The organism is Pseudomonas sp. OV226, assembly GCF_003148705.1.
In the GTDB taxonomy this organism is placed as follows: domain Bacteria; phylum Pseudomonadota; class Gammaproteobacteria; order Pseudomonadales; family Pseudomonadaceae; genus Aquipseudomonas.
This window is the reverse complement of the sequence record NZ_QGGS01000005.1, coordinates 141836-156018: the sequence shown is the minus strand read 5'-3', so window position 1 is coordinate 156018 and position 14183 is coordinate 141836. Positions and strand designations below refer to the sequence as shown.

Here is a 14183-nt window from a genome sequence, read left to right as displayed (position 1 = left end):
GACGAGCGGTCGGTGGTCGCTATTCAATGTGGGAGCACTATCGAAGGCTGTATTCGGTCATTTTCTGTTCCAGATTGCTGCGCACCGACGGCCACTCATCATCAATGATGCTGAACCGCACCGAGTTGCGCTTGCGACCGTCCGGCATGATCCGTTCGTGGCGCACGATACCTTCCTGTTGCGCACCCAGCCGCAAAATGGCGTGACGTGATTTCTGGTTGTTTTCGTCGGTGGTGAACTGCACCCGTACACAGTCCAGCCCGTCGAACGCATGGCGCAGCATCAGGTATTTGGCTTCGGTGTTGACGAAGGTTTTCTGCCAGCGGGCGCTGATCCAGCTGCTGCCGATTTCCAGCTTGCGGTTGAGGCGGTCGATTTTCCAGAAGCGCGTTGAGCCGATCACTTCGCCGGTTTCGTTGAGCACGATGACGAAAGGCAGGACGGTGCCGGCATCTCGACCATCGAGCGCCTTTTTCAGGTAGCCATCAATGGTGGTGGGCGAGGGCACGACGGTAACTGTCAGGTTCCATAATTCGCCGTCCTGCGCGGCATTGAGCAGGGCGGTGGCATCACTCAGTTGCAGGGGACGCAGGCTGATTCGGTGACCTTCCAGGGTGTCCATGTTCGAGGCTGTCTCGGAAAAGAATCGCAGAGGGCATTACAAGGGAGCCGCCGTCGATTGGCAAGTCCCGCTGCGACACCTTTAATCGACCGCCGGGTGTGCGAGGGCAACTGTTGCCACGCACTCCGGTCAGAACTGGATACCGCCAATCCGTAGCGAGTGTCCGACCATGAAAAACCTGAAAATCGCCACGTTCAATGTCAACGGCCTGCGCGCACGTCTTCCCAATTTACGGGTATGGCTGGAACGGGAAAAACCGGACATTGCCTGTTTGCAGGAACTGAAATCGGTGGACGCAGCCTTTCCTGCCGCCGAGCTTGAGGCGGCCGGATACGGTGCCATCTGGCAGGGTCAATCTTCATGGAACGGGGTGGCGATTCTGGCGCGAGATGCGCAACCGTTGGAGAGTCGGCGCGGTTTGCCAGGCGATGACACCGATACCCACAGTCGCTATCTGGAAGCGGCGGTGCATGGTGTGCTGGTGGGGTGCCTGTACTTGCCCAACGGCAACCCGCAACCGGGGCCGAAATTCGACTACAAACTGGCGTGGTTTGAGCGGCTGATCGCCTATGCGAAGGAACTGCAAGGCAGTGAACACCCGGTGGTGCTGGCCGGTGACTACAACGTGGTACCCACCGATCTGGACATCTACAACACTCGGTCCTGGCTCAAGGATGCGCTGCTGCAACCGCAAAGCCGCGAGTGTTATCAACGTTTACTGGATCAGGGCTGGACGGATTCCCTGCGACATCTGTATCCGCAGGACCGGCTCTACACCTTCTGGGATTATTTCCGGCAGCACTGGCAGACAAACTCCGGGCTGCGCATCGATCACCTGTTGCTGAACCCGGTGCTGAGTCCTTATTTGCAAGAGGCCGGTGTCGACGCCTGGGTGCGCAACGAGCCGCATGCCAGTGACCATGCGCCGACATGGATTCGTGTGAGTTCGCGCAAGTAACATTGATTTCGGCGGGGATAGTGATTGGCGAAATCAATTGTCAGTCGAAGCGCTTTATCCCTTATACATGGCGGCCATCGGCGGAGCGATCCGCGGCCCCATGCATAAGGACTGAGCAATGAGCGAGCCACGCCTGACCCACCTTGAGTTGTATTTGCAGCGCCTGGGCTTCGATGCGCCCCCGGCACCCACCCTGGAAACCCTGCGCCAGTTGCAGTTGCGCCACACCGGTGCCTTCGCATTTGAAAACCTCACCACATTGTCGGGCGAACCGGTGCGGATAGACCTGCCGTCCATTGAACAGAAAGTCCTGTTCGACGGTCGCGGTGGCTACTGTTATGAGCTCAACCATGTATTCCTGGCTTTGCTTCAGGAGCTGGGCTTCGACGCCCGTGGCATCACCGGACGGGTTGTGATGGGGCAGCCCGAAGGCGCGTGGACCGCTCGCACTCACCGTTTGAGCCTGGTCACTCTGGACGGTGTGCGCTACATCACCGACGTCGGCTTTGGCGGCATGGTCCCCACGGCACCACTGATGCTCGACACCGAAACCGGGCAACCCACCCCTCATGAGCCGTATCGCATTGAACAACATGCGGATGGCTACACCTTGCGCGCCAACGTCGGCGGCGAGTGGCGGGCGATGTACATCTTCGACCTGCAGCGCCAGGAAGACATCGATTACACCCTCGGCAACTGGTACGTCTCGACCCATCCCGAGTCTTCGTTTGCCAAACAACTGATGGTTGCCCGGACCGGGGAGGGCTGGCGCCGTACGCTCAACAACGGCAACTTTGCAATACATCGGATCGGTCACGAGAGTGAGCGGCGCCAAGTGACGGATGTGGATGAGCTGATCGAGCTGCTGGGCAGCGAGTTCGGAATTCTGGTACCTGAGAGCGCCCGGTTGAGGCAGGTGATCGAGCGTTTGATCGCGCCGAAGGAAGAGGTCTGACCGAGCCTGCGCAAGGCAGATCTGCCGATCTGCCTTGCGCACTAATGCTGATCTTGACTTGCCTTCAGGATCCTATCCCCTATGGCCGAATCCCCGGCTCCATCACACGACGGATTTCGTTAAGGGCCTCTGCGAGTTTCTGTTCGAGGCTCTTGAGGTCGGTGGCCGTTACGCCTTTTTTGAGTTGGCCGGCAGTGGCGCCGCTGGGTTGATCGACCTTCGCGCCTTGTCCTTTGTCGCTGAGCAAGCTCTGGCGCAACGTGTTGTTGATGACTGTTTGATAACCAAACCCTTCGTCCTCCGCGAGCGAGCGAGCCGCCTCGATGACGGCATCATCCAGCATGATGGTAATGCGGGTCTTGCCTTTGCTGGAGGCAATGGCCCCGCGCTTGGCGTTACTGAAGTCGTATTCGTCTTTCATGGTCATGCATCCCTGTAGTGGCGACGCTCGTTTTTGGTGGCGACGCGTGCGGAAATAATTCGAACGAAATTCGGTTCGCGCCACGTGTAGGCAACCACCAGTAAACGACCTTTGGCATCCTGCCCCATGATGATCCAGCGCTGTTCGTCGTGATCGTGGTCTTGCAGCGTCAGGGCCCGCTCGTCATCGAACACCGGTTCGGTTTCCGCCAGGCTGATGCCCCTATGCTTGAGTTTGTTGGCCGCGTTCTTTGCCTTGTCATACTGAATGTCGAATGGCTTCATTATGCATACTTTATATGTATAAAAAAGAGGGCATCCGTGCCGGCGGTCGCCATGAACGAAAAAGATTAGCGGCAGAAGGGGCGAGTACCTGGAGGGATGTATTTCAAGGTTTTTTGTGCGATCAGGTTCGTCACTCGACGAGCAAAATGGACACCTGTCCATAATCTGACCGATAAGTTGTATACAACTCTATAGACATTTGTCCTGTGTCTTGAATACAGTGTGCGCACAACAAAAACCAGGGAACCCCCCAACCATGAAAACGCCCCATGTTTCACACCAACGGCCCGAGGATGAAAATCTCGGGATCGGCGCGAATATGGCTTACGGCCTGCAACATGTTCTGACCATGTACGGAGGCATCGTCGCGGTGCCTTTGATCATCGGTCAGGCGGCCGGACTCTCGCCGGCGGACATCGGTTTGTTGATTGCAGCTTCATTGTTTGCGGGGGGCTTGGCGACATTATTGCAAACCCTCGGTTTACCGTTCTTTGGTTGTCAGTTGCCGCTGGTACAGGGCGTGTCGTTCTCGGGTGTCGCGACCATGGTGGCGATAGTCAGCAGTGGCGGGGAGGGCGGATTCCAGTCGATTCTCGGGGCGGTGATTGCCGCGTCGTTGATTGGTTTGCTGATCACACCGGTGTTTTCGCGCATCACCAAGTTCTTCCCGCCGCTGGTCACGGGTATTGTGATCACGACCATCGGCCTGACGTTGATGCCGGTGGCTGCGCGTTGGGCCATGGGCGGCAATAGTCACGCGCCGGACTTCGGTAGCGTGGCGAACATTGGCCTGGCGGCGGTGACGCTGGTGCTGGTGTTACTGCTAAGCAAGATCGGTAGCGCGACCATCTCCCGATTGTCGATTCTGCTGGCGATGGTCATCGGCACGGTCATCGCGGTGTTCCTCGGCATGGCGGACTTTTCGTCCGTCACCCAAGGTCCGATGTTCGGCTTCCCGACGCCGTTTCATTTCGGCATGCCGACCTTCCACTTCGCCGCCATCCTGTCGATGTGCATCGTGGTCATGGTGACCTTGGTGGAAACCTCGGCGGACATCCTCGCCGTCGGTGAAATCATTGGCACCAAAGTCGACTCCAAACGCCTGGGCAACGGTCTGCGCGCCGACATGCTGTCGAGCATGATTGCGCCGATCTTCGGTTCGTTCACCCAAAGTGCCTTCGCCCAGAACGTCGGGCTGGTGGCGGTGACCGGGATCAAGAGCCGCTACGTGGTCGCCACGGGTGGTTTGTTCCTGGTGATTCTCGGCTTGCTGCCGTTCATGGGCCGGGTCATCGCCGCTGTGCCGACGTCTGTTCTGGGCGGTGCCGGTATCGTGCTGTTCGGTACGGTGGCGGCCAGTGGTATCCGGACGCTGTCCAAGGTCGATTACCGCAACAACGTCAACCTGATCATCGTCGCTACCTCTATCGGTTTCGGCATGATCCCCATCGCTGCACCGAACTTCTACGACCATTTCCCTAGCTGGTTCGCGACCATCTTCCACTCGGGCATCAGCTCGTCGGCGATCATGGCCATCGTGTTGAACCTGACATTCAACCACCTCACGGCGGGTAACTCGGATCAGCAGTCGGTGTTCGCGGCCGGTACTGAGCGCGTGTTGCGTTATCAGGACCTGGCGGCGTTGCGCGAAGGGGATTATTTCAGCGAAGGCAAACTGCATGACTGCGACGGAAAAGAAATCCCGGTGGTGGAAACCGACCATGGGCATGGAGAGCCGCGAGCGCTGCATGCGAAAAGCAGTGAGCATGTCTGACAACATTCAAGGCATGGAAATATAAAAAAGGCGTCCTTCGGGACGCCTTTTTTTTTGGCTGAATGTGTGGCTTGGGACAAGTCTGTTGAGATACCACGCTCGACCGCATGCGTCGGCAACGACTGTCGTCAAATGTTAAGCCGCTGACGTCAAATGAAAAGCGGTCGACTTTGGCGTGACGATACTGGTTTCGCACCGAAGTCCAACCGTGAAGCGAAACCCTTTAAAAAAACATCGAGCCCGAGGCCTGCGTGCCTTGGCCGGGCTGACAGTTGCATCTCAGTAAAACAATTATAGAGAGCACCGAATGAAGTTCAGTTTTATAGATAACAGCAAGCCGAGCCGCCGACGCGTTCTGCGCGATGCCTTCACCCTCGCTTTGGCGGCTTCTCCGTTGGCGAGCCTGGCCAGGGCAGCCGACGAAACCAAGGCCGACGAGACCGCCGAAGAAGTGACCTTTGCCGCCGGCCCCCGGCCACTGGTGCAGTATCCGCAAAAACGCCCGTTGACCTTGGTGACCACACGCCCGCCGCACCTTGAAACGCCGTTTCCGGTCTTCAACGAAGGGCCCATCACGCCCAATGACGCGTTTTTCGTGCGTTACCACTTGGCCAATTTCCCTACCAGCATTGATCCAGACAGCTACCGCTTGACGATCAAGGGCTCGGTCAACACGCCGCTGTCACTTTCCCTGGCAGAGCTCAAGGCCCTTGCCGAGCCGGTAGAAGTGGTGGCCGTCAATCAGTGCTCAGGTAACAGCCGCGGCTTCTCGATGCCCCGCGTGTTTGGTGCTCAGTTGGGCAATGGTTCGATGGGGAATGCGCGCTGGGTGGGGGTGCCGCTCAAGGCGGTACTGGAAAAGGCGGGTGTGACAGCCGATGCCAGGCAAGTGACCTTCCGTGGGCTCGATAAGCCCGTGCTGCCAAGTACGCCGGAGTTCATCAAGGCGCTGGACATCAGCCATGCCATGGACGGCGAGCCCATGATTGCCTGGTCGATGAATGGCACCGATCTGCCATTCCTCAACGGTTACCCGATACGTCTGGTCGTACCCGGTTATTTCGGCACCTACTGGGTCAAGCACCTCAGTGAGATTGAAGTCGTCGACCATACCTATGAAGGTTTCTTCATGGCGAAAGGTTACCGCCTGCCGGACAACGATTGCTTCTGCATTGCCCCTGGCACCACAGCGGCAAAAACCCTGCCGATTTCCAAGTTGGCGGTGCGCAGTTTCATCACCAGCGTTAAACATGGTGATGTGTTGCCGCTGAAAAAAAGCGTGGTGCTCAAGGGTATTGCGTTCGACGGCGGTGTTGGCGTCAACAAGGTGGAAATCTCGATCGACGGCGGAAAAGTCTGGCGCGAAGCCGCGCTTGGGCAGGACCTTGGCCGTTTCTCCTTCCGTGAGTGGACGCTGCCGATCACCTTTACCAGCGCGGGTGCCACCCAGTTGATGGTGCGAGCCAGTAACAGTGCGGGCGAAACACAGCCGCTGCAGGCCGACTGGAACCCGGCTGGCTACCGCCGCCACGTCGTAGAAACCAGCCACGTGACTGTCGCCTGAGGGGCTCGCATGAAACGCATGAAATACATGATGACTTTGCTCTGTGCGGCTCAGGTTTGTTTGGCTGGCTGGGCTAACGCAGCGCCACTATCGATCACCTTGCCGCCCGAAACGGCTGTGCTCAAACCCAGTGCGCTGCCTGGCTATCCGTTGGCCCAGCAGAAATGCTCCATCTGCCATTCGGCCGATTACATCAACTTCCAGCCTCCGGGCATGACGCTGGCGCAGTGGACCGCTGAGGCGGGCAAGATGCAGCACGTGTACGGGGCTCCGATCAGCGATCAGGATGTGAGCACTATCGGCGTCTACCTGGCGGTGACCTACGGGAGTGCCCAAACGAGCGATGCCGATGTGCAGGCTGCTTTGAATCCATCCGCGGGGCCGCCCCCGGCGGCGCCAGCAGCAAAAGTCGATGCCATGGCGTTGCTCCAGAGCAACGGTTGCCTGGCTTGCCACTCGATCGATCAAAAAGTCGTAGGGCCGGCCTATCATGCTGTAGCTGCCAAGTACGCCGGTGACCCGCAGGCACTGGTCAAGGTGGCATCCAGCATCCAGCACGGCGGTACCGGCAAATGGGGGAATATCCCGATGCCACCGTTCGCACAGATAAGCCCGGACAATCTGCAAACCCTGGCAACGTTCATACTGCAGCAGTAGGCTCGGTAGCCAGAAACGAAAAAACCCGCCAAATGGCGGGTTTTTTCGGAGCTTCAGAGATTTTGAAAACCTTCCCTGAAACGTTGTCTGGCTTCACGACCTGGACTCGAACAGAAAAATAAGCATTTGTTCTACAATGAAATTATTCTGTTTTTTAGTATATATATCCCTACGATTATCCTAATCCAGCCCGTATTTTATTGGAGTTCTTTCGATATCCCTGGATCAGGAAAAAACATTCGAGTTTCCGCTCTTTTTGAGACAACGCGAGCATCTGAGTCATCTCGCTGCCAACCGCCGCCCAATGCTTTGAACGTGCCCACTGCAGCGCGAGCCGATTCAGTTTGTGCCTGGGCTCTGCCATCAGATGCCGCTAGGAGATGTTCATCGGCATCCAGCACTTCGATCAAGCTGACCACGCCTTTTTCATAGGCGGCAAACGATGTCGCTCTGGCTTTCGCATACGCCGACTCGCCCTGGGCGAGCTGGGTCGATTGTTGCTCGCGGTTGATCCGTGCCGAAACAGCGCTTTCCACATCTTCGCAGGCCCGCAGAACGGACTGGCGGTAAGCGGCCAAGGCTTCGGCTTCCTGGCCCTTTGCCAAATCAATCTGGGCGTTGATGCGGCCAAAATCGAACAGCCGCCAGCGTAATCCCAGTGCCGCCGAAGCCTGACTGGCGCCGTTGCTGAACAGGTTTGCACTGGATACCGATGTAGCACTGCCGAGCAGCGCAGCCACAGACAGTTTGGGGTAGTACTCGGACATGGCTTCGCCGATGCGCGCGCTGGATGCCGCAAGACGGCGCTCCGCGACGATCAAGTCTGGACGCCGACGCAGCAGGTCGGCTGGAGCGCCCATGTCCGAGAGGCCTGGCGCCTCAGGGATGGGCGCCAGCTTAGTCAACTGCGCGCTGTAAGTGCCGGGCGCCTTGCCCAACATGACATCCAGCGCATTCATTGCCGTGTCAATGCCTGCTTGCAGTACCGGCACGGTGGCCTGCGCTTGGTTCAGCGCGCCTTGGGTCTGGTTCAACTGCAGTTCAGCCGCCAGGCCTTTTGCGTAGAGATGTTCGATGGTGGTGAGCAGTTGTTGTCGTGTGTCTACTTGCTGCCGGGCAATTTCCAGGCGTGCTTGAAGGCCGCGGATGCTGATGTAAAGATCGGCTGTCTGCGCGACCACTGCCAGGCGTGTGGCAATCGCTCCGGCTTGCGAGGCCTGATAATCGGCGAAGGCGGCTTCTTTACCTCGGCGCAGCCCGCCAAACACATCCAGCTCCCAGCCGGCATTCAAGTTCGCCTCATAGGCACTGCCGTAGCGATTATAGGAAGGGTCTGAATTCAGCGCTTGGCCCAACGGCGTCTCCAATGACTGACGGGCTCGGGCCGCTTGACCATTGACGGTAGCCGACGGCAGGAGGGCTGCGTTAGCTGCGCCCAAACCGGCGCGAGCCTGCTCGATCCTTGCGTTTGCCTGGGCTAAATCGAGGTTCTGTTCAAGTGCTCGATTTATCAGCTGACTGAGTATTGGGTCATTAAATGCGTTCCACCAAGCGGCGAGATCGTCATTTGCGGCGCCCAGTTGTCGTGCCTTGGACGTTTGCGCGGAGAAATGCTCGGGCAATTCCACACGGGGTTTTGAGTAGTCAGGGCCCACTGCGCAACCTGCAACCATACCCAAACACAGCAAAACGGCGAAACGAGGAGGAGGGTGCATGCGATACCTGCGAAAGGGTCGGTTTGTGACGATATTACAAATTGGTCACAAGTTGTCAACCACCTTTGGGATGAGTAAGCTGCTCGCATGAATCAGCCTTCAGTTTCTTCGCCCAGCGCCCGTGGCCCAGCCGATCACGACATTCGAGACCAGATTGTCGCGGCGGCCAACGAACATTTCAGTCAATACGGTTATGGCAAAACAACGGTTTCTGACCTAGCCAAGGCCATCGGCTTTTCCAAGGCTTACATCTACAAATTCTTTGAATCCAAGCAGGCGATTGGTGAAGCAATCTGTACAAATTGCCTGACTGAAATCGTTGCGGCAGTGGAGCAAGCCATCAATGTAGACGGCATCTCGCCGACTGAACGTTTTCGGCGCCTGGTCAAAACCTTAATCGCTACAGGGGTGAGCCTGTTCTTTAACGACCGTAAACTCTACGACATCGCAGCGTTCGCCGCGTCGGAGCGATGGCCCTGCTCACAAGTCTATGACGCTCAGATCAAGAGCTTCGTGTTGCAAATCGTGCGTGAGGGGCGAGAGCTCGGTGAGTTTGAACGCAAGACTCCGCTGGACGAGACGGTAGAGGCGATTCATCTCGCTCTGCGGCCCTTCATCAATCCTCTGCTATTGCAGTACAACCTCGATTTTGTTGAAGAAGCCCCCTCGCTTATCTCCAATCTTGTTCTGCGCAGCCTGATGCCTTAAACCTCTGCTGACGGATGCGCTGCGCATCCGTATCAGCGTGTGCGCCTGAAAAAACTAGATATCGAGCCTCTTTGCTTTGCTCTGATCAAGTGGGCGATGTTCATTCGTCTCGGTAGTGACTATTGACATAAATGGTCACTTGAATAAGCATGGTGCATCCGCTACCGAGAGATCTTTATGATCCAGCGCCACCGCATGTCAGCCATTTTCATTGTCTTGTTGCCGTTTGCCCTAGCGGCCTGCAACGAGGCCACGCCTGCCGATCCTCGCCTTCAAGTGCCCTTGGTGCGCATCGGCGTGGTTCAACCCTCCGCGCCTGCGGCACGGGTATTCACCGGTATCGTCGCGGCCCGAGTTCAGAGCGATCTCGGTTTTCGGGTCCCTGGGAAGGTCTTGGAGCGTTTGGTGGATGCTGGACAAAGTGTCAAGCGCGGGCAGCCACTTATGCGAATCGATGCCAACGACCTGACGCTGACCACGCGGGCACAGCAGGAAGCGGTACTGGCCGCCATGGCCCGAGCTCGGCAGGCCTCCGATGACGAGCTTCGCTACCGTGATCTGGTGTCCGTCGGAGCGGTATCTGCTTCAGCTTACGCAGGGTTCAAAGCAGCTGCCGACTCGGCGAAAGCCCAACTCAACGCTGCCCAGGCCCAGGCTGATGTGGCGAAAAACGCGACCGGTTATTCGACGTTGCTGGCGGATGCTGACGGGGTGGTAGTGGATACCTTGGCGGAGCCGGGGCAGGTAGTTGGCGCAGGGCAGGTGGTGGTACGCGTTGCCCATTCAGGGCAGCGCGAGGCCGTGATTCAGTTACCCGAGACGCTACGTCCTGCGCTGGGCTCGGCGGCGACGGTTGAGTTATACGGCCAGCACCAGACTGCAGGTAAAGCGCGTTTACGCCAGTTGTCCGACTCTGCCGACCGACAGACCCGAACGTTTGAAGCGCGTTATGTGCTGGAGGGGGCGCTCTCCAACGCCACCCTGGGTTCGACGATCTCAGTGGTTATCGCTGACACGGATGTTGCTGATGCCAAGGAATTACAGGTGCCCATGGGGGCCCTCTACGACGCCGGTAAAGGCCCGGGGGTCTGGGTGGTGGGCGGGGAAGCTGAGCAGGTGGCATGGCGCCCGATCAAGGTTCGCGGCCTGAATAATGAGGCCAGCGTGCGCGTGACGGGGGATCTGCAGGTGGGTGATCGAGTTGTCGCATTGGGTGCTCACTTGCTGAGCGAGGGAGAGAAGGTCAGGACTGAACTCGCCGATGCTCCGCAAAATTCAGTGGTTGAGGTAAGTCGATGAGCGGCTTCAATCTTTCGGCGCTGGCCGTACGCGAGCGCTCAATCACCCTGTTTTTGATCCTGCTGATTTCTGTGGGTGGGTTGTACGCCTTCTTCAAACTGGGGCGTGCGGAAGATCCCGCATTCACCATTAAACAAATGACGGTGGTCACCGCCTGGCCTGGGGCGACGGCCCAGGAGATGCAAGACCAGGTGGTAGAAAAGCTGGAAAAACGCATGCAGGAACTGCGTTGGTACGATCGAACCGAGACCTTTACCCGGCCCGGCTTGGCATTCACTACGGTGTACCTGCTCGACAGCACGCCCCCCTCAGCCGTCCAGGAGGAGTTTTACCAGGCGCGCAAGAAAATCCTGGATGAGCAGAAGGGGTTGCCGTCTGGGGTGATCGGCCCGATGGTCAATGATGAGTATTCCGATGTCACCTTCGCGCTCTATGCGCTCAAGGCCAAGGGCGAGCCCCAACGTCTGTTGGTGCGCGAAGCCGAGAGCTTGCGCCAGCGTCTGCTGCATGTGGCGGGTGTGAAGAAGGTCAACATCATCGGTGAACAGGCCGAGCGCATTTTTGTCGAGCTGTCCTACGAGCGTTTGGCGACACTGGGCATTTCCGCACGAGACATCTTCAGTGCGTTGAACACGCAAAACATGATAACCCCGGCAGGTTCGGTAGAAGCGAAGGGCCCACAGGTTTTCATCCGCCTGGATGGCGCGTTTGATGACCTGCAGAAGATTCGTAATACCCCACTGACGGTGCAAGGCAGAACCCTCAAGTTGTCCGATGTGGCTGAGGTCAAGCGTGGTTATGAGGACCCCGCGACGTTCCTGGTACGCAACAACGGCGAGCCGGCACTGTTGCTCGGCGTGGTCATGCGCGACGGCTGGAACGGCCTGGATTTGGGGAAGTCGCTGGACGCTGAGGCCACAGCGATCAACGAGCAGATGCCTTTGGGCATGAGCCTGACCAAGGTCACGGATCAGGCGGTGAATATTGGCGCCTCCGTCAACGAGTTCATGGTGAAGTTTTTTGCTGCCTTGGGCGTGGTGCTGCTGGTGTGTTTTATCAGCATGGGCTGGCGTGTCGGCGTTGTGGTTGCCGCGGCGGTGCCGCTGACCCTGGCGGCCGTGTTCATTGTCATGGCGGCCACGGGCAAAGACTTTGATCGAATTACCCTGGGCTCGTTGATTCTGGCGCTGGGACTGCTGGTGGACGATGCAATCATTGCCATTGAAATGATGGTGGTGAAGATGGAGGAGGGCTACGACCGAATCAAGGCCTCCGCTTATGCCTGGAGCCACACGGCCGCGCCGATGTTGTCGGGAACGTTGGTGACAGCGATCGGCTTTATGCCCAACGGTTTTGCCAAGTCGACCGCTGGTGAGTACACCGCGAACATGTTCTGGATCGTTGGCATCGCGCTGATCACTTCCTGGGTGGTGGCCGTGGTGTTTACACCTTACCTGGGCGTCAAACTGCTGCCGCAGATCAAGGTGCCTGAAGGCGGGCATACGGCGATTTACGGTACACCGAACTACCAGCGTTTCAGGCGCCTGCTGGGCAGTGTGATCCGCCGCAAAGGCCTGGTGGCGACATCCGTCGTGGGCTTGTTTGTTGTTGCGATTTTGGGCATGGGCGTGGTCAACAAGCAGTTCTTCCCCACGTCCGACCGACCTGAGGTGCTGGTTGAGATGCAGATGCCTTACGGCACCTCTATCGAACAGACTGATGTGGCGGCGGCCAAGGTCGAGGCGTGGTTGGCTCAGCAGCCGGAGGCCAAGATCGTCACTGCTTACATTGGCCAGGGCGCGCCGCGCTTCTACTTGGCGATGGCCCCTGAACTACCCGATCCATCCTTCGCAAAAATCGTCGTCCTGACCGCGAATCAGCAAGAGCGTGAGGCGCTCAAGCTCCGCCTCAGACAAGCGGCGGCCGATGGCTTGGCGCCTGAAGCTCGGGTGCGAGTGACGCAGTTGGTATTTGGTCCTTATTCACCGTATCCGGTGGCCTTTCGGGTGATGGGCGCCGACCCCGCAGTGTTGCGGGATATCGCCGCGCAGGTGCGTGAGATCATGACCGCCAGCCCCATGATGAGGACCGTCAACACCGACTTGGGCGAGCGCGTGCCGGCACTTCATCTCACGCTGGATCAGGATCGCCTGCAAGCATTCGGCTTGACCTCGACCGATGTCGCGCAACAGCTGCAATTTCTGCTCACGGGGGTGCCTGTCACCGAGGTGCGTGAGGACATTCGTTCGGTTCAGGTGGTCGCTCGCTCCGCGGGTGAGACGCGTCTGGATCCATCGAAAATTGCCGCCTTCACGCTGACCGGCGTCCAAGGCCAGCGCGTTTCGCTGTCCCAGGTCGGGGCGGTGGATGTGCGCATGGAAGAGCCCATCCTGCGACGTCGTGATCGTACGCCGACAATAACCGTGCGCGGTGACGTGGCTGAAGGTCTTCAGCCTCCCGATGTCTCCAACGCCTTGATAACGCAGTTGCAGCCCATCACCGAAAAACTGCCGGCGGGCTACCGCATTGAGTTTGCCGGCGCGATCGAGGAGTCGGGTAAAGCAAACAAGGCATTGTTGCCGTTGTTCCCGATCATGATCGCGCTGATGTTGCTGACTATCATCATTCAGGTGCGCTCGATGTCGGCAATGATGATGGTGTTCGCCACCGCGCCTTTGGGCCTGATTGGTGTGGTGCCAATTCTGCTGCTGTTCCAGCAACCGTTCGGGATCAACGCCTTGGTGGGACTGATTGCCTTGTCAGGGATTCTGATGCGCAACACGCTGATCCTCATCGGCCAGATTCACTCAAATGAGCAAGCCGGCCTGTCGCCATACAACGCCGTGGTCGAAGCCACTGTGCAGCGCGCGAGGCCTGTGATTCTCACGGCGTTGGCGGCGATGCTGGCGTTCATTCCTCTGACCCATTCGGTGTTCTGGGGAACGCTGGCCTACACCCTGATTGGCGGTACGTTTGCTGGCACCGTGCTGACCCTGGTGTTCCTGCCAGCGATGTATGCCCTCTGGTTCAAGATCAAGCCTGAGCCCGCGCATGAGTTTGCAGCGAACACTCACGTTGCTTGAGTACCGCTTGCCACCGATCACTGTGCGCTTTGGTCGTGCCGTAATACCAGTCGAGGGCAACGCTTTCCAGGTGGCGGCCGTTGATGGGGCCTCCGTCTTGGCTTGGTTCTTGGCTTCTAGCTTCTATGGGGGGGGCAATGGCA

Annotated in this window: 12 protein-coding genes; 8 read left to right on the top strand and 4 right to left on the bottom strand. The window is 58.2% G+C overall.

What is annotated here, in order from left to right; genetic code table 11:
- Nucleotides 1-37 precede the first annotated feature (37 nt).
- A complete protein-coding gene (locus C7534_RS11995; RefSeq protein ID WP_109785892.1) occupies nt 38-622 on the bottom strand; it encodes a GNAT family N-acetyltransferase in 585 nt (194 codons plus the stop codon).
- A 169-nt stretch (nt 623-791) separates the two neighbouring features.
- Between C7534_RS11995 and xth the strand changes: the two genes are divergently transcribed.
- Both xth and C7534_RS11985 read left to right on the top strand, forming a co-directional pair.
- The gene (gene xth, locus C7534_RS11990) at nt 792-1580 is read left to right on the top strand and encodes an exodeoxyribonuclease III (RefSeq protein ID WP_109785891.1); all 789 of its coding nucleotides are present in this window, start codon (nt 792-794) and stop codon (nt 1578-1580) included.
- A 118-nt stretch (nt 1581-1698) separates the two neighbouring features.
- Nucleotides 1699-2535, top strand: coding sequence for an arylamine N-acetyltransferase family protein (locus tag C7534_RS11985; protein WP_109785890.1), 837 nt, complete (start codon nt 1699-1701; stop codon nt 2533-2535).
- A gap of 79 nt (nt 2536-2614) precedes the next feature.
- On the opposite strand, the gene C7534_RS11980 is transcribed toward C7534_RS11985, so the two are convergent.
- Together C7534_RS11980 and C7534_RS11975 are read right to left on the bottom strand one after the other, a co-directional pair.
- Nucleotides 2615-2956: a BrnA antitoxin family protein gene (locus C7534_RS11980; RefSeq protein WP_109785889.1), complete on the bottom strand. Its 342-nt coding sequence runs from the start codon at nt 2954-2956 to the stop codon at nt 2615-2617.
- Nucleotides 2957-2958: 2 nt separating this feature from the next.
- Complete coding sequence (locus C7534_RS11975; RefSeq protein ID WP_046026925.1) at nt 2959-3240, bottom strand: BrnT family toxin; 282 nt, start codon at nt 3238-3240, stop codon at nt 2959-2961.
- Nucleotides 3241-3496: 256 nt separating this feature from the next.
- Here C7534_RS11975 and C7534_RS11970 point away from each other — a divergent pair, with 256 nt between their 5' ends.
- The 3 genes from C7534_RS11970 (at nt 3497) to sorB (ending at nt 7235) form a co-directional block, all read left to right on the top strand.
- Complete coding sequence (locus C7534_RS11970; protein WP_077430551.1) at nt 3497-5014, top strand: nucleobase:cation symporter-2 family protein; 1518 nt, start codon at nt 3497-3499, stop codon at nt 5012-5014.
- Between the two features lie 307 nt (nt 5015-5321).
- Nucleotides 5322-6578, top strand: a complete 1257-nt coding sequence (gene sorA, locus C7534_RS11965; RefSeq protein WP_077430550.1) for a SorA family sulfite dehydrogenase catalytic subunit — start codon at nt 5322-5324, stop codon at nt 6576-6578.
- A gap of 9 nt (nt 6579-6587) precedes the next feature.
- Nucleotides 6588-7235 carry a SorB family sulfite dehydrogenase c-type cytochrome subunit gene (gene sorB / locus C7534_RS11960; RefSeq protein WP_109785888.1) on the top strand — a complete coding sequence of 216 codons (648 nt, stop codon included), beginning with the start codon at nt 6588-6590 and terminating at the stop codon, nt 7233-7235.
- Nucleotides 7236-7432: 197 nt separating this feature from the next.
- Here sorB and C7534_RS11955 read toward each other — a convergent pair whose 3' ends face one another.
- Complete coding sequence (locus tag C7534_RS11955) at nt 7433-8950, bottom strand: efflux transporter outer membrane subunit (RefSeq protein ID WP_109785887.1); 1518 nt, start codon at nt 8948-8950, stop codon at nt 7433-7435.
- An 87-nt stretch (nt 8951-9037) separates the two neighbouring features.
- Between C7534_RS11955 and C7534_RS11950 the strand changes: the two genes are divergently transcribed.
- The 3 genes from C7534_RS11950 to C7534_RS11940 all read left to right on the top strand — a co-directional run bounded on the left by C7534_RS11950 (nt 9038) and on the right by C7534_RS11940 (nt 14040).
- Nucleotides 9038-9658, top strand: coding sequence for a TetR/AcrR family transcriptional regulator (locus C7534_RS11950; protein WP_077430547.1), 621 nt, complete (start codon nt 9038-9040; stop codon nt 9656-9658).
- A 177-nt stretch (nt 9659-9835) separates the two neighbouring features.
- On the top strand, nt 9836-10957 hold the full coding sequence (locus C7534_RS11945) for an efflux RND transporter periplasmic adaptor subunit (protein WP_109785886.1): 1122 nt from the start codon (nt 9836-9838) through the stop codon (nt 10955-10957).
- On the top strand, nt 10954-14040 hold the full coding sequence (locus C7534_RS11940) for an efflux RND transporter permease subunit (protein ID WP_109785885.1): 3087 nt from the start codon (nt 10954-10956) through the stop codon (nt 14038-14040). Before C7534_RS11945 ends, C7534_RS11940 begins: the two co-directional genes overlap by 4 nt.
- Nucleotides 14041-14183 lie beyond the last annotated feature (143 nt).

What these genes read in the sequence shown, in the direction of transcription:
- C7534_RS11995 (WP_109785892.1), bottom strand. Translation starts at nt 622, where the DNA reads ATGGACACCCTGGAAGGTCACCGAATCAGCCTGCGTCCCCTGCAACTG.
- xth (WP_109785891.1), top strand. Translation starts at nt 792, where the DNA reads ATGAAAAACCTGAAAATCGCCACGTTCAATGTCAACGGCCTGCGCGCA.
- C7534_RS11985 (WP_109785890.1), top strand. Translation starts at nt 1,699, where the DNA reads ATGAGCGAGCCACGCCTGACCCACCTTGAGTTGTATTTGCAGCGCCTG.
- C7534_RS11980 (WP_109785889.1), bottom strand. Translation starts at nt 2,956, where the DNA reads ATGAAAGACGAATACGACTTCAGTAACGCCAAGCGCGGGGCCATTGCC.
- C7534_RS11975 (WP_046026925.1), bottom strand. Translation starts at nt 3,240, where the DNA reads ATGAAGCCATTCGACATTCAGTATGACAAGGCAAAGAACGCGGCCAAC.
- C7534_RS11970 (WP_077430551.1), top strand. Translation starts at nt 3,497, where the DNA reads ATGAAAACGCCCCATGTTTCACACCAACGGCCCGAGGATGAAAATCTC.
- sorA (WP_077430550.1), top strand. Translation starts at nt 5,322, where the DNA reads ATGAAGTTCAGTTTTATAGATAACAGCAAGCCGAGCCGCCGACGCGTT.
- sorB (WP_109785888.1), top strand. Translation starts at nt 6,588, where the DNA reads ATGAAACGCATGAAATACATGATGACTTTGCTCTGTGCGGCTCAGGTT.
- C7534_RS11955 (WP_109785887.1), bottom strand. Translation starts at nt 8,950, where the DNA reads ATGCACCCTCCTCCTCGTTTCGCCGTTTTGCTGTGTTTGGGTATGGTT.
- C7534_RS11950 (WP_077430547.1), top strand. Translation starts at nt 9,038, where the DNA reads ATGAATCAGCCTTCAGTTTCTTCGCCCAGCGCCCGTGGCCCAGCCGAT.
- C7534_RS11945 (WP_109785886.1), top strand. Translation starts at nt 9,836, where the DNA reads ATGATCCAGCGCCACCGCATGTCAGCCATTTTCATTGTCTTGTTGCCG.
- C7534_RS11940 (WP_109785885.1), top strand. Translation starts at nt 10,954, where the DNA reads ATGAGCGGCTTCAATCTTTCGGCGCTGGCCGTACGCGAGCGCTCAATC.